The sequence below is a fragment of the Paenibacillus marchantiophytorum genome, assembly GCF_014640555.1.
Taxonomy (GTDB): domain Bacteria; phylum Bacillota; class Bacilli; order Paenibacillales; family NBRC-103111; genus Paenibacillus_E; species Paenibacillus_E marchantiophytorum.
In genome coordinates this window covers 265,324-286,146 of the sequence record NZ_BMHE01000003.1, presented here as the reverse complement: position 1 = coordinate 286,146, position 20,823 = coordinate 265,324, and the positions used below count along the sequence as shown (strand labels likewise).

Here is a 20,823-nt window from a genome sequence, read left to right as displayed (position 1 = left end):
GAAGGGGGGGGGGGGGGTCTCCCATAAGGCCTATGGCCTTGGGGGGAGCCGGAAAGTACTGAAGCCCTGAGGCCCTGAAGCTCTGCTCGACCCCTGAATCCTAGATCACCCAAACCCTGAACCTCGAACTCGAACTCGGACCCCCGACCCCGAATCCCCAGATTCCAAATTCCAGACCGCAGACCGCAGAGCGCAGACCGCAGGCCGCAGACCGCAGACCGCAGACCGCAGACCGCAGACCGCAACCCGCAGACCCCCAACCCGCAGAGCGCAGAGCGCAGAGCGCAGACCGCAACCCGCAACCCGCAGACCCGCAGACCGTAACCCGCAACCCGCAGACCGCAGACCCACAAACCCCATGCCCCGCACTTACGAACTCAGTAACGCTTATTTGATCAAAATGGTTCAATTTGAAAAGATAACGAATTCCAGATGCGTTATTGCAAGAAATTAACCACCATTCCCCCAAAAAAATGCATCATAACGCTGTTTCAATTCGTTAGATTTTTAAAGTAGCCATTTTCACCTCAATAAGCATCATGCAGTTCGTAAGCGATGAGCGTTGTTGTAGATGCTGTAGATGCTGTAGATGCTGTAGATGCTGTAGATGTAGTAGTTGTTGAAGTTGATTTAGTTGTTGATGTTCTTGTAGTTGTTGATCTAGTAATAGTCGTAATTGCGGATGATGAGGCGCCATTTCAATATTCGATAACAACCATTTGATGCAGATCCAGCTTAGGAACAGTAAAGGTAAGCAACTGGTCTTTGGTCTCGAAAGCCAATGGATCCATCTGTGGAGCTAAATAAACACTAGTTGCCGCCTCCGGGATTCGTAAGGCTACGTTTATTTGATAGAGAGGTATAATATCCTCGATGACCTCGATATCTTTGCCGCGTTTGACAGGGGAAGCATAGAGCAGATGCTGCACGTATCGCTTCTCCGATATGTGTTTCGTCAATGTTGCAATTCCTTGTGCGGGCAAATTGGTTTGTAAGGTTTTATGTTCCATAAGAAGTTTATCTAAGGCATATTGTACGGATTCCTTGAGTGCCAGGCTGCCCATTTTCGCATAATCATCGAAGACGTCCCAGGCAAAATAAATGCCAGAAGCACTTTCAACCATGCCAGGACCTGCATGATGATGACGGCTTGGCGTATGCTGATGTGAGCAAAAGGTGAAAACATCCCGATTGAAATAGGGGTCTTCCCGTTGACCTAATTCCACGCCACCGTCAAGCTCAATTTTCTGGCCGAGTGAATAGAAGACGAAGGCGGCGTTCCTAAGATTCGCTAACGCAAAATGAGGACGGAAGTAATCCGGTTTGTACGGATTCTCACAAACCCATTTCACGCCTAAGTCGATGGCGAAAGCATCACCCGCATCATCTAATCCCGATTTACCAGTTGCTAATAGTTTGCCGCCGTTAAGTAGGAAGGCCTGCAATTTCTTCTTTAAAGCTTCATGAATGACGATGCGGTCAGGGAGAATGATAACTTTGTATGGATCAAAATGTTGATCTAGGTCAATAACATCAAATAGATACTTGCTTTCCAAGAGCATTCTCACTGCGCCTGCATCGGATTGTAATTTGGTGCTGTCTGCTGCATAATGAGCATCTGCGGCTTCCAGGCTTAATAAAGCAATATCAGCCACATTGTCGGCTTGTACACACCAGGCTTCCTTCGCTTGGACTTCTTGATAAGCTGCCCCGATTAAAGTGTAAGTAGCTTCATCCATGACACCGCTGGGGTGCAGTTGATCTCCGATAGAGCAGCGCGCCCCGTTAGCCAAGCTTAAAGCTGTTTCATATCTGAGGGCATTCGGATGCTTATATCCGCCAAATTCGCCCCAGCTTGTGTGAAATTTCCCGGTCATCCCGAGATAAGGTAAACCTAAGTTCTGCACATAGCGTGCAGAGAGAGGGAAATGATCATAACCCCAACCCCCTGTTGGCAGAGACTCTAACTCTAAATGTGTGTTCATCGCAGCTAAATCCCGACGTCCTCGCCTAATATGCCCTCCATTATGAAAAATAGGTGTCCCAGGCTTGATTGCATGGATAGTTTCGTTCACTCTGGCTGTGTAATTAGCATAGGTCATTTCGCCTAATTCGAGCACAGCGTTCGGATCCCGTGGATCTTTGCCTTGCTCCAATAAGGAATTAATACAATTGTGACAATAACAATTCTTAACACCGACAATGTCCAAAAAGATACCGTCTACGTCATAGTTGGTAACGACCTCTTTGATCTGCGACAGCAGAATTTCAAGATAAGGTGAGTTCATGCAAAATAGGTGATATCCGGGTTTCATGAAACCATTAACCCAACTCGTGCCATCCGTTTGATCGCGAAACAGCCATTCCGGATGCTTCCGGGCTAGTTTTTCATCTAAACCTGCTGAAAGGTAGACAGGTGTTTTCACATCGATTTCATGTGCGGCCTCAATCATCGCTTGCAATAAATCAAAGGTAAGCCCTGGATGCATGTCATTAACCGCAGAAGGATGATAAGCCCATCCATGATGACATTTGGAGAAGACCGTAATGGAATCCACATGTCCGAGCTTGAGCATTTCCTGAAATTGTTTTTTATCAAATTGGGCACCAATGTGTTCAATTGCTTCTGAGGTATGGAAATCTAAATGCACTTGTCTGAATCTCATTCTCTATTCTCCTTTTAAGTTAAATTCACTACTCTAACTGTACGCAGAATTACTCTATTTCACTAGCAAGAAAAACGACTATTAATAGCCTAATATCGACTTTAAGGTATTTATGATACGATAGGGACATGAGGTGATTAGAGCGAATGCTATGTTTGGAGTTGACCATGCCGCCGCTCCCGCAGTTCGTTACCATCGGGCGAGCAAGGTGGGAACAGGGGATGCAGCATTTCCGGAGAACATTTGATGTTTATGACATGCTTTTTTGTACGAGTGGTGCTTTCTATATGTCAGAAGACGAGCAATCATATGAAGTTCTGGCAGGACACATGTTAGTTCTGGAGGCAGGCAAAGAGCATTGGGGGTATCGGCCGACCGAGGTTAATTCGGATATTTATTGGGTGCATTTTGTTCATGAACGGCCGAATAGAACCTTGTTTCATGAAGAAATAGAGTGGACCTCTTTGATAAAAAAAGGAACGGATGCCGATATCATGCCCTCTAAACAAACGATGTATATTCCTAAATATGCGTCGCTTGATTTGGTGCCGATTATGCCCATTTTGGAAGAAATGTACGCCTTGCATAATCAATTCCAAGTAGAAAATGCGCTTGAGCTTCATTCGTTATTAGGGCTTTTATTTAGCAAATTACAAAAATCAATTCGCAATCGGCATACATCGCGCTCCCAAACGATCTGCGACCGCGTGATGCAGTATTTGCAGGCAAGACGTCATGAACCGTATAAGGCTAGCGAGATGGAGCGCGAACTCCATTTCAATCCAGATTATTTGAATCGTTGTTTGAAGAAGCATGCGGGCATGACACCTGTCGAGTATTTGCATTATTTGCGGATAGAAGATGCCAAGCTCTTATTAACTGGGACCGCGCTGCCTGTAGAACATATTGCAGAGCAGATTGGTTTTCCTAATAGCAATTATTTTGTTCGGTTGTTTCATAGGAAAGTTGGCATGACGCCGGGGAGATTTCGGAAGATCAGTATGGGTTATAGGGGGATTCTCAATGAAACGGTTAGGTGAGGGAAGGACAGCAGAGATATACGACTACGCTCCTGATAGGGTATTAAAGCTATATCGAATCGGATTTCCTAAGGAAGCAATTGTGTTTGAATTTGAGACGAATCTATTCATTTCTTCACTTGGTATTTCTTCTCCAAAAGCATTTGAACTCATAGAGCATGATGGTAGGGTAGGGATTGTTTTTCAATACGTAGAAGGTCATTCGTTTCTTCAAAAAATCACGCAAAATCCACAAGAATTAATTATACTTTCTACTATATTCGCTGATCTACACCTCCAGATGCATAACCATGTGTTGCAAACTGATCGTGCAGTTAAACAGATTCGTAATCAAAAAGTTGTATTAACAGAAAATATACATAATACGACTCAGCTCTCGCATGAAGAAAAGAGACGGATCATTCTCTATCTGGAGAAACTGCCACAAGGAAATTGCCTGTGTCATGGAGATTTTCATCCAGATAATGTCATGGTTGGCGAACAGGAATGGATTATCGATTGGATGACCGGAATGATTGGCAATGCTGCAGGGGATATTGCGCGTACTTTGCTCTTACTTACCTATGGAACACTCCCTGATGGTGCCCCTAGCGACATTATAGAAACTTTACATCTCACAAGGAACAAAATGAAAGACACCTATTTAAACCAGTATCTGGTTAATTCCAAGCTTCAGATTGACGACATCAATCAATGGATGTTACCTGTAGCAGCAGCTAGGTTATCGGAGTGGATCCCTGAGAAGGAGAAAGAAGCATTGCTCATGTTGATCAGAGAACGATTAGAACAATTATCTTGAGAATACTAAATTTGGTGTGAATAGTCAGCGTCAACATTTTTTTTTACATTTAGAACAAAAATCAGGTATTATATATAATGAAATTAAAAAAGAAAGTGGGATCACTCGTGGGCCGTAAGTGGAATAACATTAAAGAAAAGAAAGCTTCCAAAGATGCAAATACAAGTCGAATTTATGCCAAGTTCGGACTCGAAATTTATGTAGCAGCACGCAAGGGTGAACCAGACCCTGAATCGAATCGCGCGTTGAAAGTTGTCCTGGAGCGGGCCAAAACTTACAATGTACCCAAAGCGATTATTGATCGCGCCATCGATAAAGCCAAAGGCAGCTCCGATGAAATCTACGTCGAGCTTCGCTATGAGGGATTCGGACCTAATGGTTCTATGGTCATTGTGGACACGTTGACGAATAACGTCAACCGCACGGCTTCAAGTGTTCGAGCGGCTTTTAGCAAAAACGGCGGCAATATGGGTGTAACAGGATCTGTTGCCTACATGTTCGATGCCACGGCAGTTATCGGTATTGAAGACAAGAGCATCGATGACATTATGGAATTTCTGCTGGAGTCGGATGTTGACATTCGTGACATTGTTGAAGAAGAAGGCATCGTGATGGTTTATGCGGATCCGGAGCAATTCCATGCTGTGCAAGAAGCATTCAAGAAAGCTGGCATCACAGAGTTCTCGATTGCGGAATTAACGATGTTAGCGCAAAACAATGTCACTTTGCCAGATGAAGGACAGGTCCAATTCGATAAATTAATTGATGCTTTGGAAGATTTAGAAGATGTACAACAGGTGTATCATAACGTTGAATAAGCCACATACCGCGCATTGCGCGGTTTTTTTATTTTAGAAAAACTTCCTGGCATTAATGACATTATTCTGAAAATGAATCATTGCCAGTATAAGATTCTGGTCGTGGATGATGAACCACCGGTTAGCTCGGGGATTAAGAATTATTTATTGAACTGGATGAACTGATTCGCGTGGTGGGAAAAGCGTTGATAGAGAAGAAAGATATCGGAAGACAAGCATTAATTGAGTTGGTTACGGAGAAAGATCTCCAGGAAAAGGATTATGCCGATCTGCTGCGTGGAATTGGCGGTCCACTGAAAGAAGAAGGCTATTGGTACGGCATCGCGGCTGTACATTTGAATCTAAGCAAGGGCGGTTTCAGCAATCAGGACATAACGTTGGCAGATCGTAAACTATTGAAATATGCCTCGGTTAATATTCTGGAGGAAAGCTGGTCGGACTGGTGCGGTGTTGCTTTCAGAAATTACAACGCTGCCTAAGCTCATGGAGGAGGCTGCATCCGAACAATAAGATTCTTTATTATGGCAGTGTGGCTGCCGGGCCATGGCCGGACACGTTCCTTTATTACGACAACCAGTGTCAAATGGTTGTCGTGAAAGGAGAGAGCACACCGCGTTTGCTGCGCAACTACGTTGGACAATGGAATATGAACGAAATGTTCCAAGAAGATATTAGAAAAGGATTCGATTAATACTGCTGAAAAAGCAGTGATGACGTAGCCAAAGCCTTGCATCGCAATCGATGCAGGGCTTTGGGAAATGAAACGAGTTGGCGAATCCGCTCAGCATGGCAATTATGGAGCTGCAGGCGCAGCAGTCGGCTTATCTTCGGCTACCTGAGGGAGGGCTCTGACAGGGCCCGATTGTTGCGGCTCTTCCTTTGCGGCGGAGGGTTGACTTCTTACAGAAGCAGCCGCTTTCGGCTTGACTCCCGAGTCAGAAGGCAGCTCCTTGACAGAAGGTACAGCTCTCGGCTGTTGTCGCTGATCACTCACCGCAGCAGGCTGCTCAACAACCGGAGCAGTTGCACGAGTATTCTCAGTCGGTATAACTCGCACTGTGCCATCTGAAGCTGCAGGGCGTGTTTTCTCCACAGTCACAGCAGACTGAGCTGCAGATGTCTCAGATTTTGGCTTACTATCTGCGGCTGGCGTTTGTATGCCGCCTGCCAAATCGGTTTGTTGCGTTGTAACACCAGTTGGCGTTGTTTGCGGCACAGTCGGCGTTGATTTTTCTTCGGACACTTTGGTACTTGATGCTTGGGGAGCCGCTGTCTCAGTGCCCTTAGGATTGGTTAAGGTACATCCACTAATAATAAGAATGGTGGCTAGGCCAAGAAATGACCATCGATAGGAATTGGATTTGAATTGTTTGATCATGGTAATTCTCCTTTGTAGTTGACCTTTATTTCCTGAAAGATGGACGTTCCCTGCTACACGCCTAGGTTGAGTGAAATTTTCCAACAGCTTGATGAGCGTATAGCCATAGTCCTGACTTTGTTCAGGGGGTAAGCAGTTGAGGGCGAGAGCATCGCTAGCGATTTCCTGATCTTCCTGCATGCGACGATTGGCATACCAAAGAATTGGATTAAACCAATGAATAATAAGCAGAACATGCATGAGCCAGTTGATGGCGATGTCATTTCGTTTGCTATGGGCAAGTTCGTGCAAGAACACATGCTGCAATTGATCGTCATTTAAACTGTTAAGAATAGATCTCGGCATAATGAGTTTGGGCTTTATAAGGCCAAAAAGAGTAGGTGTCGCTACTTCATCAGATTGTAGAAGCACTATAGGTCTTTGAAACGACATCATGACTTTGGATCGATTGAAAAGTTTACGTATGCGCGCATCGGTGATCATCACCGTTTCACGTTGTATCTTGCGAGCAAATTTACGATTGATCCAGATCGTATAAGTACCTAAAGAACATACACCAATCAGCCAAATTGCGAATAAAATTCGATACATAGATGGGGCTGCAGTTGGTTGAGTGTTAGTAATTTGGCTAATTACTTCTTGATTAACATCTATCGCAGAGTGGACTGAATCTGTATACCCAACCCAATTGTAGATGCTGAATTCACTTTCTAAGCCCCAGGGTAGAATTAATCGGACAATCACCAAAAGCCACATAAGGTAATGCCATCTTGGTTTGAGTCGATGCTTGAGCACTTTCTGCATCCCAATAATCAGCACAACCAAAACACTTGTCATCGTCGAAACAGACCAAACCCAATCAAAGAGCTGAATCAATTGTTCAGTTAACTGTTTCATTTTGTTTTGTCATCCAGAATATTTTTCAATTCTTGAATATCTTCCTGAGAGAGGTGATCCTCTTTCAAAAAGTTGACAAGCAAAGGCTTAAAAGCACCGCCATATATGCGTTTCAGGAAAGATGTGGTTTCGGACTTCACACATTCGTCTTCGGACACCAAGGGGAAATAGGCATATACTTTGTTCTCTTGTGAATAAGAAATGGCTTGCTTGAGGGCCAATCGGTTTAAAAGCGTTCTGATGGTTTTCGGTTTCCAATCCGTTTGATCAGCTAATGCTTCAATGACTTCATTAGCCGTACATGGTGTCTTGGCCCAAAGCACTTTCATAACTTCCCACTCGGCATCTGAAATATGGGGGACACTTGTCACAGGTTTACCTCCTTGTTTATTTGGATTACAGCTGTAATACATTCACTATATTACATGTGTAATCCACGCAAGTCAAGCTGCACATCTAAGACAATGGAAGAGGAGCCTAAGCAGGATTTCTGATGGTTGAAGGGGAATACATCATGACAACTTTATCTGAAGGGGAAGATCCATTTGACCAAAGTACTGATGTGTTATCCTGGGGGACGGCACAAGGCTCTGACTATGAGCTATGATGATGGTAGAAATGCGGATAGAAGGTTGGTAGATATTTCTGGTTAAGTGTTGACGGTCAGCCAGTGGAAGTGAAAAGTGGGGAACAACGGAAGTTTTGAGACCAATACGAGGATGACGAGTTTGTAACGCGTCATTGCCTCTTTTTTTTGAGGAAATGCGGAGTTACTTCAGCTTCCTCGAGTTGCGGTAGGGGAACTACAGTACTATTTTGATTGTTCTGTGGGAATTGGGAATTTTGCAGAAATAAGATACTGTAGTTCCGCTATGACCCTCGCATTCCTGCTAATTGCCACAATAGCGTCCTAGGGTTCTCTTATAAGGTTTGGTCGCTAATTTCAGGCAAATCTTTCTAGCCGGCAAAGCTGTTTTTCTTAACACGCCAGAATTTATATGTTTTTGGGATGAGCGAAGCTTACCTTTTATTTATTGGCTTTACCACAGGCTCTTTGTTTTGGAGGTTTTCGATCTTCTTTGCTTTGAAGGTTTTCGATCTCAAGGGCAGCTAATGAACTGTATGATGCTTATAGACGAGAAAATGGCTACTTTAGAAATTTAATGAACGGAGTTGGCGCTATCCGGTACTTAATTGGCAGAATGATGGTCATTTGCTTGAAATAGAGCATCTGAAATTCATTAGATTTTCAGTATGAGTGATTTTGGCCGAATAAAGGGTATTCAGTTCGTTAAGGGGCTTGGTTTTCCTCAAGGTTCATTGACTTTGTGACTTAGCCGCAGGCTCGGTTTTTCATATTGGTGTTCACCACAGGCTCTTTGTTTTGGAGGTTTTCAATCTTCTTTGCTTTGAAGGTTTTCGATCTAAAGGGCAGCTAATGAACTGTATGATGCTTATAGACGAGAAAATGGCTACTTTAGAAATTTAATGAACGGAGTTGGCGCTATCCGGCACTTTATTGGCAGAATGATGGTCATTTGCTTGAAATAGAGCATCTGAAATTCATTAAATTTTCAGAATGAGCGATTTTGGCCGAATAAAGGGTATTCAGTTCGTTAAGGGGCTTGGTTTTCCTCAAGGTTCATTGACTTTGTGACTTAGCCGCAGGCTCGGTTTTTCATATTGGTGTTCACCACAGGCTCTTTGCTTTGGAGGTTTCCGGTCTTCTTTGCTTTGGAGGTTTTCGATCTCAAGGGCAGCTAATGAACTGTATGATGCTTATAGACGAGAAAATGGCTACTTTAGAAATTTAATGAACGGAGTTGGCGCTATCCGGTACTTAATTGGCAGAATGATGGTCATTTGCTTGAAATAGAGCATCTGAAATTCATTAGATTTTCAGAATGAGTGATTTTGGCCGAATAAAGGGTATTCAGTTCGTTAAGGGGCTTGGTTTTCCTCAAGGTTCATTGACTTTGTGACTTAGCCGCAGGCTCGGTTTTTCTGAGCTTGACAAGAAAGTCATAAATTTGCAAAAAATCCAAGACATTTGATCAGCCGAGCAAAAATGTCCAATTGTGCGTAAACTAATAGTTGTTTACGATGTTTCTGGACGTAAATCATCGCTCTATCTGGAAATTAGCGTGCTAGGAGGATTGCGCATGAGTCAAGTAAACAAGGAACCATTTCTACTAGGGAGCATCGACACCAGGGCGGCAGGTCAGCGCTGCAAAATGCTGCTTGGTGACCTGAACGGAGACGGGCGCATGGAAATATTGTTGGTGCAGCCTGACAATCGACAGGATGTACGGTACATCCCTCATCAGCTACAGTGCCTCACTGCGTTCGATCTTGAAGGACATTTATTGTGGCAGACAGGCAAACCAGATTCAGGAGCAGGGAGTCGCGGCTCAAATTATCAAGCACAAATTGCTGATATTGACGGCGATGGCCATCTGGAGGTTTTGTGCGTCATGGATGGAAGGTTTATGATCCTGAACGGACAAAATGGAACAGTGAAGACTGTTCACGATTTGCCAAGTCCAGAAGCGCATGATTGTAACATTGTAGCTAATCTAACAGGTGGTGACTTCGCCGGAGATATTATTGTGAAAGACCGTTATCATCATTTGTGGGCGCTTGACCGTCATTTGGGTTGGTGATGTAAACGGGGATGGGGAGCCGGAACTCGTTATCGGCGGCAGCGTGAAGGTCATGTATGATCGCCATGGGAAGGAACTGTGGCGTTATGAGGGTTCGATAGAATCGCAGCATATCGCACTTGGTCGTTTCCGTAGCGATTTATCTGGTCTGCAAATTGCGGGTCTGGATCGACTTGTCCGAGAAGATGACGGTAAAGGATTGAAGGGGAAGGATGCTTTATTTCTACTGGACAGCAACGGGCAAGAACTGTGGAAGGAAGACCGGACAACGGATGGTTGGTTGACGATTATTGAACCGCTGCGGAGCTGGCAGGAAGGTTCAGCAGACTATATTTTGGCCTATCGTCGCGGTGGCGGCGTATTTCCAAATTTATATGATGGTGAAATGAAGGTCGTCACGGAATTTCCGTTTATAGGCTACGCGGTACACGGTGCTTTATTGGGTGGGGCAACCGAACAAGTCATCATTTATAACGATGAAAAAGCAGTCATCTATGCGAGCCGTCCTTATGACATCAAGGAAAAACCGTCCGGCGTTCCATTAACTCAGCCAAAAAGACTATCCAGCTCGACCTTATATCCTGGCGGAGAGATTCCGCTGTAACTGATTTAAATCGTGATCCAACAACTCAATCAGATAACAAACGAGGCTGCCTTATAAGGTTGAAAAACCTGACGGGCAGCCTCTTATTTATCATTCAGTCTCCACACGAAACAGGGTGCCATCATCACGAAAATAATAAGCGATCTCATCCTGGATGGTAGTTAACCTTACTGAGTTTTTCGTGAACCTGTCGATGATGCCTCGATCTACTTCGCAATAAACACCGTCTATATCCGTCTGCCACACGGAAACCGAAGATTGTGACAACGCTGCGGCAAATAGGTCCGCATCTGATTCCAGCTTCTTCAGCATTAGCTTCGCCTCACCTTCGGATAGATTCATCCCGACCTGTTTCGTACGAAAGAATACTTGAGTATATGTCAAAGTGTGCAATGTATAACGTTTTATTATGGAATGAGGGAGATCAGGTAGTAGATAAAGATAGTACTGTTCGTATGGAAAGAATCGTTTAGAATAGATATTACAAGATTCGACATTTAGGTTTGGGGAGATTTCACTATGCATAATAGACATATTCGAATAACAGGCACTGGCAAATATTTACCGAAAAAAGTCGTGACCGCCCAAGAGATGGATCTATTGCTTGGCGTCCCCGCTGGCTGGGTCGAAAAGAAAACAAATGTCTTGCGGAGACATTTCGTTGAAGATGAGAGCGCTTCTCAGATGGGAGCATTCGCTGCAGTAGAAGCGCTCAAGCAGGCTAATCTCGACTTTCTTGACATCGATTGCCTAGTTTGTGCCAGCGGTACGATGGAGCAGCCCATTCCAAGTACAGCTTCCTTAATTCAGCGAGCGTTAGGTCAGGAGAAATCTGGGGTACCCTGTTTTGATATCAATGCGACTTGTTTAAGCTTTTTAACCGCTCTTGACGTGATGTCTTATATGGTGACCTCAGGACGTTACCACCGGATACTGCTAGTATCTACGGAGATTGCGTCGATCGGCTTGAATTGGTCGAATAAGGAAAGTGCAGCCTTGTTCGGAGACGGAGCGGCAGCCGTCGTTATTGAGGCTTCCAGCGAGCAAGAGGGCTCGCGTATTCTAAGTTCGGCAATGAAGACTTACAGTCAAGGGGCTCATTTGTCGCAAATTCGCGGCGGCGGCACGAGAATGCCGGCTTTATCCACGAAGGAGGAAGCAGCGTTCCTTTTTGAGATGGACGGACCGGAGATTTACAAGATGGCTTCGCGCTTATTGCCAAGCTTCGTTGCTTTGCTTCTGCAGGAAGCGGGCTGCGCGATGAAAGACATTCAGGTCGTTATTCCACACCAAGGAAGTGCGATGGCTATGCGTCTTATCCGTAGAAAGCTGAGAATTTCGGAAGAGCAATTGATGTTTATTACGCCAACACATGGCAACACGATTGCCGCCTCGATTCCGATGGGACTGCATGAAGCGATTCGCGAAGGGCGCATCACACGGGGATCGCGATTGATGCTGTTGGGAACTTCAGCGGGATTATCCATCGGAGGGATGATTCTTGATTATTAGGAAGCAGGCTCAGTCTAGTTCAGTTGGCAGCAGAATTCTGCTGACTGGCGGGAGAGCTCCGGCAACGCTTGACCTGGCCCGGCAGCTGGCGGCCAACGGACATGAAATCTTCGTGGCAGAGAGCTGCAAGGAACATTTGTGTCAGCACTCACGCGCTGTCAAGCGAAGCTATCTCGTGCAGGAACCTGTTTCCGATCCGCAGGCGTATCTTGATGATGTAAGAAACATTATTCAGACGGAGCAAATAGAGTGGTTAATACCCATGTGTGAGGAACTTTTTTATATTTCTGGAGGTTTAGCGTATTTAGGCGCATACTGCCAAGTTTTCGTTGAGCCGCTCGGGAAACTGAGACGGCTTCACAGCAAGTGGGAGTTCATCCTTCGAGTGCAGGAACTTGGCTTGGCTGTTCCTGGCACCCATCTGCTTTCATCCAAGCAAGAAGGTCTGGCTTTCATGGAAGCAGCGGTGAACAATGCGAAGGCGTCCAGCAAGTGGGTATTCAAGCCGGTCTTCTCCCGATTTTCGAGTAAAGTTCATGTGGCGGAGGTCACGGCGAACGGCTGGACAACGACTTTTCACTTGGGAGACGAGGACCTATCAGCGGCGACACCGTGGGTAGCACAGCAATTCGTAGAGGGAGCAGGATTTTGCAGCTACAGCGTAGTTCATCAAGGCCAGATAACGGCACATGCCGTATATCCCGTCGGGTTCACAGTCGGGCGAGGCGCCTGCATAGCCTTCGAGCCAGCCCAGCATCGTCAGATTGATGCATGGGTTGAACGATTTGTGAGGGAGGAAGACTTCACAGGACAAATTGCCTTTGATTTCATCGTGACAGATGAAGGCGAGATTTATCCGCTGGAATGCAACCCGCGAGCGACTAGCGGGATTCATTTGTTCACCCCTGAAGACCGGCTGGACCGTGCTTTTCTTGTGGAAGCGGATCAACTGCTGCCGACACGGATCGTACCACACCCTTCAAGAAGGGCAATAATTACTATGGCCATGTTAAGTTTTGGGGCTGCCAACTGCCTAAAAGGCCGATCTTGGCAAAAGATCAGAGCTTGGATGCGGTTTCTCATTTCTGGTGAAGATGTCGTATTTCGCGCCCGCGATTTCCGGCCATTCTGGCAGCAGTTCCGGCTCATTCACTGGAATTGGCGGCTTGGCGTGCGGCATCGCATCTCGGTGATGGAAGCTTCTACGATGGATATCGAATGGAATGGGGGTGAAATGTTCTGAACATTTTAGTCACCGGAGGAACGGGCTTTCTAGGCAAAAAGCTGGCCATAGCCTTGCACAATCTTGGACATAACGTCACGGCAACAGGCAGAAATCTGCAGATTGGAGCGCAACTTGCGAAGCAGGGAATCATTTTTTTGCCAGGCCATTTGGAAGATCGGACAGCGACTTTAGAGAGCTGTTCAGGGCAAGACATCGTGTTCCATAGCGGTGCCAAGTCATCTCTATGGGGCAGATATACCGATTTTTATGACAGCAATGTTATTGGAACACGCAATATCATTGATGGATGCTTGGGGAGCAGGGTTCAGCGGCTTATTCATGTCTCGACACCAAGTATTTATTTTGACTATAAGGACAGGCTCAATATTCATGAATCAGATCGCCTTCCACGTCGCTCAGCCAATGCCTACGCAGAGACGAAACGACTTGCTGAGGTGGAAGTGGACAAAGCTTTTCAAGCTGGACTTCCGGTTATTACCATTCGCCCGCGCGCTATCTTTGGCCCAGGTGATCAAGCTATTGTACCGCGTTTGATTGAGGCGAACCGTGCAGGGAAGCTTCCGCTCATTCGAAGCGGACGCGCCATCATTGATTTAACCTATATCGATAATGTGATTCAGGCCTTGCTGTTATGTATGAAGGCTCCGGCCACTACACTAGGGGGCAAGTTCAACATTACGAATGGAGAACCTTCGTCGTTCAGCGAAGTACTTATCCAGTTATTCGATAGATTGGAAGAACCGATTAGGAGTAGAACGGTTCCCTATCAACTGGCTTATTGGATCGCTGGAATGATGGAATTGGCTGCCAAACTATCTGGGAGTGCTGAGGAGCCGCTGCTAACCCGATATAGTGTAGGACTTCTCGGACGCAACCAGACGCTGGATATTTCAGCCGCCAGAGAGCAGTTGGGATACAAGCCGGATATATCCATCAAGAAAGGAATAGACATCTATGCAGCATGGTACAAAAAGCAACATCGTTAAGGTCGATGTCATGTGTTCCTTCATGGCGGCTGGTTATTGCACGCATACTGAAAGAGTTACAATCCGTGACGGCAGCCTGCAGACCGTCAGATTTCCTGCGTTATTCGCACTTATTCAGCATCCGCGCTTAGGGTATATCTTGTTCGATACTGGCTATACGGAACGCTTCTTTCATGAAACAAGCAAATGGCCATTTTCTCTGTATGCAAGGATGACGCCGGTTTTTTATAAGACGGAAGAAAGCGCAGCGTATCAGCTGCGCCAACAGGGGATTGCGCCTGAAGAGATTGGCTATATTATCCTCTCACATTTCCATGCGGACCATGTTGCGGGATTGCAGGATTTTCCGAATGCCCGCTTTCTTTATTCACAGGAAGCCTATGATGCCGTTCGCCACCGCAGCGGCTGGAAAGCGGTGATAGCGGGCTATTTGCCGGGTTTATTGCCGAGCGATTTCGAAGCGAGATCGCAGCCTTTTGACGAAACGCAGCGCATAGATCTGCCTGAGGGATTTCCGTTCAGCAGGGGACTCGATATTCTGGGAGACGGAAGTCTGATCGCTGTTGATGTTCCTGGACATGCAACAGGTCAGATTGGACTCCTGCTGTCCACTGGATCTGAAACTTATTTCTTATGCGCTGACGCGGTGTGGAGCAGCCGCGCATATCGGGAGCATTTGCTTCCGCACAGGTTGGCGGGAATTATCATGGCTGATCGCCATCAATATCAAGAAAGCTTTGCGCGAATTTACCAATTGCATAAGCAATACCCAGATATAAGAATCATTCCATCGCATTGCAGTGAGGTGTGGGAGGAGCTTGTTCCCCGCGGTGGCAGATCATGATGGAGAAATTAATCATGGTTTGGCATTACTTGAAAACCAAATATCGCATGCAGCGAAGAGGGGGAGCACTCGCCGAGCAATGGCAGGAGAAGCGTATTCGCCGCCATATCCGTAATGTTCGCAAGAAGTCACCCTACTACCGAAAGCTTTGGGCGAATCTGCCTGATTCCGATTGGCGACAGTTTCCGACGATCGAAAAATCAGACATGATGACACATTTTAATCAGTTAAATACCGTAGGAATAAAGAAAGAGCAGGCTTTCGAGCTTGCGCTGCGTGCTGAGCAAACCCGTGACTTCACTCCGATGTTAGGTTCAATTACCATTGGCATGTCTTCCGGTACGTCCGGCAACAGGGGGTTATTTCTTGTGAGCCGAAATGAACGGCTGGCATGGGCAGGCACGATTTTAGCAAAAGTGTTGCCGCACTCGCTGCTGCATCCCGAGCGAATTGCTTTCTTTCTCAGAGCCGACAGCAACCTCTATGGCAGTGTTGGAAGCCGCAGGCTGCAGTTCCAATTTTATGATCTGCTCAACTCCCTCCAAGCGCATATAGATCAATTGAACAAGCAACAACCCAGCCTTATTGCAGCGCCGCCATCCATATTGCGGCTGCTGGCGACAGCTTCGCAGGAAGGAACTCTGCATATCCGGCCTATCAAGCTTATCGCGGTTGCAGAGGTGCTCGATCCTCTGGATGGCAAGCATATCGAAGCCGCATTCTGCCTGCCTATTCACCAAATTTATCAATGCACGGAGGGATTTCTGGCAAGTTCATGCGTCCACGGGACTCTGCATATCAACGAAGATATCGTTGCCGTACAGAAAGAGTACTTGGATGCCGACTCTGGAAGGTTCATCCCCATCATTACGGACTTTTCGCGAACGACTCAACCGATTATACGCTACCGTTTGCATGATATTTTGACAGAGCGTACAGAACCCTGTCCTTGTGGTTCGACCCATATGGCCTTGGCGCGAATTGAGGGTCGCTGCGACGATTTGTTTTACTTTCATGCCAAGCAGGGTGAAGCGTTTATTGCTGTATATCCTGATTTTATTAGCCGCTGCATCATCTCAGCAGCCGAAGAAGTGCTGGAGTACCTTGCTGTTCAACACACCGTTGATACCGTACAAATCTCGTTTCGACTTCAGCAGGCAGATGACGATCTAAGAGACAGTGTGTCCAAACGAATCACTGCATCGATACAACGTTTGTGCGATCAAATGGCCTGTGCTGCGCCTAAGTTGCAGTTCACAAGGCTCGAGTATGAGCCTGGTTTACGGAAGTTGAGACGGGTGGAACGTCGGTTCCAGCTCTCGGATACTGTTAAAGCGCATAATGATGTGTTTAAGTGACAGTGATGAAGCGTTTCTTCGCGGTCTTTTCTTAAGTGTTTTGGAGTGATCGAGGAGTTGCCCTAGTTGCCTTGATTGGAGATAAGGGAACCGTCCAACCGCTATTCAAGCAAAAAGTGTCATTATCGTTAGGCAGAGGGAACTACAGTCCGTTATTTTAGTAAAAAGTGTCAATAAAGCGAGTTTGAGGGAACTACAGTACGCTATTTTTACTTTTGAAGGGAGATTCAACGCTTTTCGTGGAAATAAGACCCTGTAGTTCCGCTATTGCCCCAGCACCCCTGCTATTTGCCTAAATAGCGCACTGTAGTTCCCTCCCACTAGAAGTTTGCGAAAAGAGAGCCTCGATATTGTTCAGGAAGGTGAGGCATAAGCAAGGTACGATTTTTATTTTGACATGTCAGCCTGCGGACAGCGGGTCAACAATTTTGCTCGAATAAGCCTCATTGAGTTCGTTAGGCCAAGGAACATTGCCTGCGCACAAAAAGTAACTAAACGCGGAGTTTGCGTCCCTCAGGCAGATGCTCCGGCTGCGCGTTGACGATGGAACCATCCTCCAGATGGAGCCAAGTCTGAAAATCACGGACACCCTCCGTTAACTCAATAACTCTGGCTCCCGTCAGGAAGGGGCGATTCAAATAGGCGTTCCGCGTCGTTCGGCCATAGCAGAGACGAATCCCGTGCAAGGTCCCCCAGAAGTCATTGCCATGATCATGCCCCACGAAAGTCCCCATGACATCACCCATTTCCACCATCGCCGCAAAAAAACCTGTATTTATCCACGGCGTACAACAGCTGTTCTCCAGTTTTTGTCCATAACAGAGGCTGAAATCCCATATATCATTGTATTCCGGTAGAGGAATATGGAAAAAGGCAAGCGCAGGCAAGGGCTGCCCGCCATTCTGGTCGGTTAATCGATAGGATTGATCGACATACCATTGGATTTGGCTTCTGCGAATCCAGTCATAGAATCCTAATCGCGAATACTCAAGCGGAGAGTAACTGCCCGAGTCAAGGAAATAGAGCGCTGCGGCTGGATCATTATGCTTATCTTGAATGGTGATGACGTAATTGCCCACACCGTCAACCAGTGGCGGATCGGGTTTCGCATAACAAAACCGATGAGTCAACTGAAGCGCGTGCAGTTGCTCACGCGTCATGTTGACGGTCTCGGAATCGTGATTCCCGAAAACGACAGCCCACGGAATCTCCATTTGTTCAGGCACCTCCACGGCATTGCGGAATAATTGAGCGACGTCGGAGCTGCCGCCGCTTGCAATCACATCCCCCGTGTACACAACTAGATCGGGCTTCTCAGACTGCAAGATCCGCTGCATCATCGCTTTCATTTTGATTTCATCATCAGCTTGACTGTCGCTGAATTCAACATCGGTGAATTGGACAATTTTGAAGGTACCGTCTGCGCGAAATCGTAGTTGTTTTTTCATAGTGCAACCTCATTTCTATCTTGTGGGTGACAATTGGCCGAAATGGCTTCGAGCAATCGACGATAAACGTCCTCGAAGTTGACAGTATCCGTATTCACTTCCGTGAAGCTTGTCATGCAAGCTTGAACAATCTCATCGGCCAAAGGCTTATTGACTTCAGCAAGCAATTGAAAAAGCTCGTAATCTTCCACTCCAGCGCGCATTGCTTCTAGCCGCATGCTTAGAAGGGGACCGTCTGAACCTGGATAGACGATGTGCGTATCTCCGGCAGGAACTCTTTTGGCATGCACGCCTGGCGCGAGGAATGGGCAGGTCAATTCAAATGGATTTTGATCGTCCAAATACATGTTGAAACCCCAATGGAGATAGCCTTGCAAGCCATATTTGTAATTGCCCCAATGCAAATAACGCGTTTTGAGGAGAGCCAGATCCAAGAAACGATTTAAGTAATGACCTCCGGGATTCCAGCACGTATAGAACCAGATGGTTTCTCCGAGCTGCTTAAGGTGTTCGAAATGTTCTTGATGCTTGTCGAATCCTTCATTCGTTGGCACCCAGATATCGATAGAGCCTTCGATATGAGGATAGATCATAGCTTCAATGAGTTTAACCCCTGGCATGAACTTGCGTACGATGCTGGATAGTATACGGAAATCGCTCGCAGATTCTTGAATCGGTTCATCAGCCACATGTTGAATGGTTAGCTCCAACCAATCATTGATCTGGAGAAATTGGTGCCATGCCGGTAGAAATTGAGCAAGGAACGCATAGCCTTCTGGTGAGGTAGCTTGGATTTCCGGCTTGTAGCTGAGCACGTAAGCGGGATCATCCCAGCCAAGCCTGCTTGCCAGATGTCCAGCCTCAATGCCGGAGAAGCCAAGGGACAGGAAGAGCTCGATGTATCTTTGGATTTTAGCAAAATCAAATGTGTATGTTCCCTCATAATCATGCACATCAACAAGCGCTAAATCAACTAAAAAATGGGTTTGGCGTGTTCTTCGCATGGCTTCCCCATACTGGCGGATCATCTGCCAGTGATCTTCCGACCAAAGCTCTAGACCATGATAGGTGGCTGCATTTATATTGGAAAACCAGTTCGTGATGGCAAGTGTTTCTCGTTCAGGTACGGTTGCCAGGAAAACTTCGAGCGCGACTTGTATGATGATCTGATGTTCGTCGATTTGGAGATGCAGTTCTCCCGGATAAACGGCAGGCGTGATCCGAGAGGGAATATGCCATGAGACATATAGAGCCTCCGTTGAACTATCAACTATCAAGGCTTGATCGATTCGTTGTAAAGCGTCATATACGCGAAAAGGGGCCAGACGAGTTACATAGTCAGCGGGCGTCCCTACTGGAATGGTCGAGTATTGCGGACCTGTGTTCTCATTGACGAGTACGTCTTTCATTCGAAATACTTCAATGTTGTCTTGATATGAGGCAGTCTTCGTACTAGGATGAAAGCTCCATGCCAGATTGGCACCAATTGCCAAGCCTTGTATCAGGATTTGACAGCCTACACGGGTTCCTCTTGCCGCAGCGAGAGAAATTCGTTGATTGCAGGAATCGTTAATAACCTGATCTGGATAGAGCCATTCATTCGCGCTAAAAATTTGATAGATCATGTTGTCGTCACCTCTTTCTAGATTGGCCAATCAAGGATTCTGGCAGCTGCGCATCCCAAGTTGAGGGAGCTGCCAAGCCTAGTGCGAAGGCAGCTATTGCCGCTGTGTCCATGATCGACAAGGCTGGAAGCACCGCAGCAGCTTCAATGCCCGGCCCCACGCATCCCCAGAATACTTGTTTATCCATCGGATGGTCGCTGCCGTGATTATAGGCATCAGCGCCGCCGCCGCCATGATCGGTTAACACAATAACTAGACTATCTGCTAGTAAGTTCAAACTCTCTAGTGAAGCAAGAACCCTTCCCATTAAGCGGTCACAGTTGGTAATCGCTTGCAAATAGTCAGGAGAATTAGGCCCATAGCCATGTCTATGTCCAGAGCCGTCTGGTTCATCCAATTGCAGGAAGAGTAGTTTGACATCTTGATTATGAATCAAATATTGCTCAATCGCACTAACAAGCTGTTCATCCGGCAGAGACACTTTATGTATTGCAAGACCTTCTTCAATGATTCCTTCATTAATGGGCGACCACCCGACAAAGGAGGCTAATTTGGCTTCCGGCCAAGCTTCTCTAGCCAAGCGAAAGATGGAAGGGTAGGGCGAATCCGCGGAATAACGCTCGCTGGCTGCAATGTCATTAGTCAGTAAATGTTTCTCTGGATGCACGCCATGCAGGACGGATCCCCAGCATTGCGCGCTAATCGTAGGCGATTCTGCTTGAGCTTCAAATGTGAAAGCTCCTTGAGCCAGAAAAGAATCCAGGTGTGGCGTAGCCGTGTGTTGAATAAACGAACCAGCACCGTCCATACCTAGGATAAAAACACGCCTAACAGGATGAATAAACATTGTGCAAAACCTCCTTATTTTGAAAGCGAAAGCAGCATTATTACTTATAGAAAGAACATTTCGTTTTTAGCATAAAGAGTCCTATTTCCACT

17 protein-coding genes and 2 pseudogenes are annotated in these 20,823 nt (G+C 46.4%); 12 read left to right on the top strand and 7 right to left on the bottom strand.

What is annotated here, in order from left to right; all coding sequences use genetic code 11:
* The first annotated feature begins 555 nt into the window (after nucleotides 1-555).
* Complete coding sequence (locus IEY34_RS05165; RefSeq protein ID WP_189008527.1) at nucleotides 556-723, top strand: hypothetical protein; 168 nt, start codon at nucleotides 556-558, stop codon at nucleotides 721-723.
* Here IEY34_RS05165 and IEY34_RS05160 read toward each other — a convergent pair.
* A complete protein-coding gene (locus IEY34_RS05160; protein WP_189008524.1) occupies nucleotides 699-2,666 on the bottom strand; it encodes an alpha-amylase family protein in 1,968 nt (655 codons plus the stop codon). The genes IEY34_RS05165 and IEY34_RS05160 overlap by 25 nt on opposite strands.
* Nucleotides 2,667-2,812: 146 nt before the next feature.
* Here IEY34_RS05160 and IEY34_RS05155 point away from each other — a divergent pair, with 146 nt between their 5' ends.
* From IEY34_RS05155 to IEY34_RS05140, 4 genes are all read left to right on the top strand, one after another.
* Nucleotides 2,813-3,706 (top strand): helix-turn-helix transcriptional regulator, encoded by an 894-nt coding sequence (locus IEY34_RS05155; RefSeq protein WP_189008521.1) that lies wholly within the window; start codon nucleotides 2,813-2,815, stop codon nucleotides 3,704-3,706.
* Nucleotides 3,690-4,505, top strand: a complete 816-nt coding sequence (locus tag IEY34_RS05150; RefSeq protein ID WP_189008518.1) for an aminoglycoside phosphotransferase family protein — start codon at nucleotides 3,690-3,692, stop codon at nucleotides 4,503-4,505. The genes IEY34_RS05155 and IEY34_RS05150 overlap by 17 nt, the downstream gene beginning before the upstream one ends.
* Before the next feature lie 107 nt (nucleotides 4,506-4,612).
* Nucleotides 4,613-5,323 carry a YebC/PmpR family DNA-binding transcriptional regulator gene (locus IEY34_RS05145; protein ID WP_189008782.1) on the top strand — a complete coding sequence of 237 codons (711 nt, stop codon included), beginning with the start codon at nucleotides 4,613-4,615 and terminating at the stop codon, nucleotides 5,321-5,323.
* Nucleotides 5,324-5,508: 185 nt separating this feature from the next.
* Nucleotides 5,509-5,802, top strand: coding sequence for a hypothetical protein (locus IEY34_RS05140; protein ID WP_189008515.1), 294 nt, complete (start codon nucleotides 5,509-5,511; stop codon nucleotides 5,800-5,802).
* Nucleotides 5,803-6,116: 314 nt separating this feature from the next.
* Here IEY34_RS05140 and IEY34_RS05135 read toward each other — a convergent pair whose 3' ends face one another.
* Nucleotides 6,117-7,598 carry a M56 family metallopeptidase gene (locus IEY34_RS05135; RefSeq protein WP_189008513.1) on the bottom strand — a complete coding sequence of 494 codons (1,482 nt, stop codon included), beginning with the start codon at nucleotides 7,596-7,598 and terminating at the stop codon, nucleotides 6,117-6,119.
* Nucleotides 7,595-7,927, bottom strand: coding sequence for a BlaI/MecI/CopY family transcriptional regulator (locus tag IEY34_RS05130; protein ID WP_373291158.1), 333 nt, complete (start codon nucleotides 7,925-7,927; stop codon nucleotides 7,595-7,597). The genes IEY34_RS05135 and IEY34_RS05130 overlap by 4 nt, the downstream gene beginning before the upstream one ends.
* A gap of 216 nt (nucleotides 7,928-8,143) precedes the next feature.
* Between IEY34_RS05130 and IEY34_RS36575 the strand changes: the two are divergent.
* Nucleotides 8,144-8,242 (top strand): annotated as a pseudogene (locus IEY34_RS36575) (polysaccharide deacetylase family protein); the annotation flags it as partial.
* 1,518 nt (nucleotides 8,243-9,760) lie between these two features.
* A pseudogene (locus tag IEY34_RS05125) lies at nucleotides 9,761-10,865 on the top strand (FG-GAP repeat domain-containing protein).
* A 90-nt stretch (nucleotides 10,866-10,955) separates the two neighbouring features.
* Here the strand turns inward: IEY34_RS05125 and IEY34_RS05120 are convergent.
* Nucleotides 10,956-11,207, bottom strand: a complete 252-nt coding sequence (locus IEY34_RS05120; RefSeq protein WP_189008507.1) for a hypothetical protein — start codon at nucleotides 11,205-11,207, stop codon at nucleotides 10,956-10,958.
* A gap of 177 nt (nucleotides 11,208-11,384) precedes the next feature.
* Between IEY34_RS05120 and IEY34_RS05115 the strand changes: the two genes are divergently transcribed.
* From IEY34_RS05115 to IEY34_RS05095, 5 genes are read left to right on the top strand one after another with little or no spacing between them, the layout of a single operon-like run.
* Nucleotides 11,385-12,377, top strand: coding sequence for a beta-ketoacyl-ACP synthase III (locus IEY34_RS05115; RefSeq protein ID WP_189008504.1), 993 nt, complete (start codon nucleotides 11,385-11,387; stop codon nucleotides 12,375-12,377).
* Complete coding sequence (locus tag IEY34_RS05110; protein ID WP_189008502.1) at nucleotides 12,367-13,620, top strand: ATP-grasp domain-containing protein; 1,254 nt, start codon at nucleotides 12,367-12,369, stop codon at nucleotides 13,618-13,620. Before IEY34_RS05115 ends, IEY34_RS05110 begins: the two co-directional genes overlap by 11 nt.
* Nucleotides 13,617-14,609 carry an NAD-dependent epimerase/dehydratase family protein gene (locus tag IEY34_RS05105; RefSeq protein ID WP_189008779.1) on the top strand — a complete coding sequence of 331 codons (993 nt, stop codon included), beginning with the start codon at nucleotides 13,617-13,619 and terminating at the stop codon, nucleotides 14,607-14,609. The genes IEY34_RS05110 and IEY34_RS05105 overlap by 4 nt, the downstream gene beginning before the upstream one ends.
* Nucleotides 14,578-15,453 (top strand): MBL fold metallo-hydrolase, encoded by an 876-nt coding sequence (locus IEY34_RS05100; protein ID WP_189008499.1) that lies wholly within the window; start codon nucleotides 14,578-14,580, stop codon nucleotides 15,451-15,453. The genes IEY34_RS05105 and IEY34_RS05100 overlap by 32 nt, the downstream gene beginning before the upstream one ends.
* Complete coding sequence (locus IEY34_RS05095; protein ID WP_308422979.1) at nucleotides 15,450-16,811, top strand: F390 synthetase-related protein; 1,362 nt, start codon at nucleotides 15,450-15,452, stop codon at nucleotides 16,809-16,811. Before IEY34_RS05100 ends, IEY34_RS05095 begins: the two co-directional genes overlap by 4 nt.
* A gap of 491 nt (nucleotides 16,812-17,302) precedes the next feature.
* Here the strand turns inward: IEY34_RS05095 and IEY34_RS05090 are convergent, their stop codons facing one another.
* From IEY34_RS05090 to IEY34_RS05080, 3 genes are read right to left on the bottom strand one after another with little or no spacing between them, the layout of a single operon-like run.
* A complete protein-coding gene (locus tag IEY34_RS05090) occupies nucleotides 17,303-18,259 on the bottom strand; it encodes a metallophosphoesterase family protein (RefSeq protein WP_189008496.1) in 957 nt (318 codons plus the stop codon).
* On the bottom strand, nucleotides 18,256-19,884 hold the full coding sequence (locus tag IEY34_RS05085) for a DUF4091 domain-containing protein (protein WP_189008493.1): 1,629 nt from the start codon (nucleotides 19,882-19,884) through the stop codon (nucleotides 18,256-18,258). Before IEY34_RS05085 ends, IEY34_RS05090 begins: the two co-directional genes overlap by 4 nt.
* A gap of 7 nt (nucleotides 19,885-19,891) precedes the next feature.
* On the bottom strand, nucleotides 19,892-20,731 hold the full coding sequence (locus IEY34_RS05080; RefSeq protein ID WP_229757476.1) for an alkaline phosphatase family protein: 840 nt from the start codon (nucleotides 20,729-20,731) through the stop codon (nucleotides 19,892-19,894).
* Nucleotides 20,732-20,823 lie beyond the last annotated feature (92 nt).

What these genes read in the sequence shown, in the direction of transcription:
- IEY34_RS05165 (WP_189008527.1), top strand. Translation starts at nt 556, where the DNA reads ATGAGCGTTGTTGTAGATGCTGTAGATGCTGTAGATGCTGTAGATGCT.
- IEY34_RS05160 (WP_189008524.1), bottom strand. Translation starts at nt 2,666, where the DNA reads ATGAGATTCAGACAAGTGCATTTAGATTTCCATACCTCAGAAGCAATT.
- IEY34_RS05155 (WP_189008521.1), top strand. Translation starts at nt 2,813, where the DNA reads ATGCTATGTTTGGAGTTGACCATGCCGCCGCTCCCGCAGTTCGTTACC.
- IEY34_RS05150 (WP_189008518.1), top strand. Translation starts at nt 3,690, where the DNA reads ATGAAACGGTTAGGTGAGGGAAGGACAGCAGAGATATACGACTACGCT.
- IEY34_RS05135 (WP_189008513.1), bottom strand. Translation starts at nt 7,598, where the DNA reads ATGAAACAGTTAACTGAACAATTGATTCAGCTCTTTGATTGGGTTTGG.
- IEY34_RS05130 (WP_373291158.1), bottom strand. Translation starts at nt 7,927, where the DNA reads ATGAAAGTGCTTTGGGCCAAGACACCATGTACGGCTAATGAAGTCATT.
- IEY34_RS05120 (WP_189008507.1), bottom strand. Translation starts at nt 11,207, where the DNA reads ATGAATCTATCCGAAGGTGAGGCGAAGCTAATGCTGAAGAAGCTGGAA.
- IEY34_RS05115 (WP_189008504.1), top strand. Translation starts at nt 11,385, where the DNA reads ATGCATAATAGACATATTCGAATAACAGGCACTGGCAAATATTTACCG.
- IEY34_RS05100 (WP_189008499.1), top strand. Translation starts at nt 14,578, where the DNA reads ATGCAGCATGGTACAAAAAGCAACATCGTTAAGGTCGATGTCATGTGT.
- IEY34_RS05095 (WP_308422979.1), top strand. Translation starts at nt 15,450, where the DNA reads ATGATGGAGAAATTAATCATGGTTTGGCATTACTTGAAAACCAAATAT.
- IEY34_RS05090 (WP_189008496.1), bottom strand. Translation starts at nt 18,259, where the DNA reads ATGAAAAAACAACTACGATTTCGCGCAGACGGTACCTTCAAAATTGTC.
- IEY34_RS05085 (WP_189008493.1), bottom strand. Translation starts at nt 19,884, where the DNA reads ATGATCTATCAAATTTTTAGCGCGAATGAATGGCTCTATCCAGATCAG.
- IEY34_RS05080 (WP_229757476.1), bottom strand. Translation starts at nt 20,731, where the DNA reads ATGTTTATTCATCCTGTTAGGCGTGTTTTTATCCTAGGTATGGACGGT.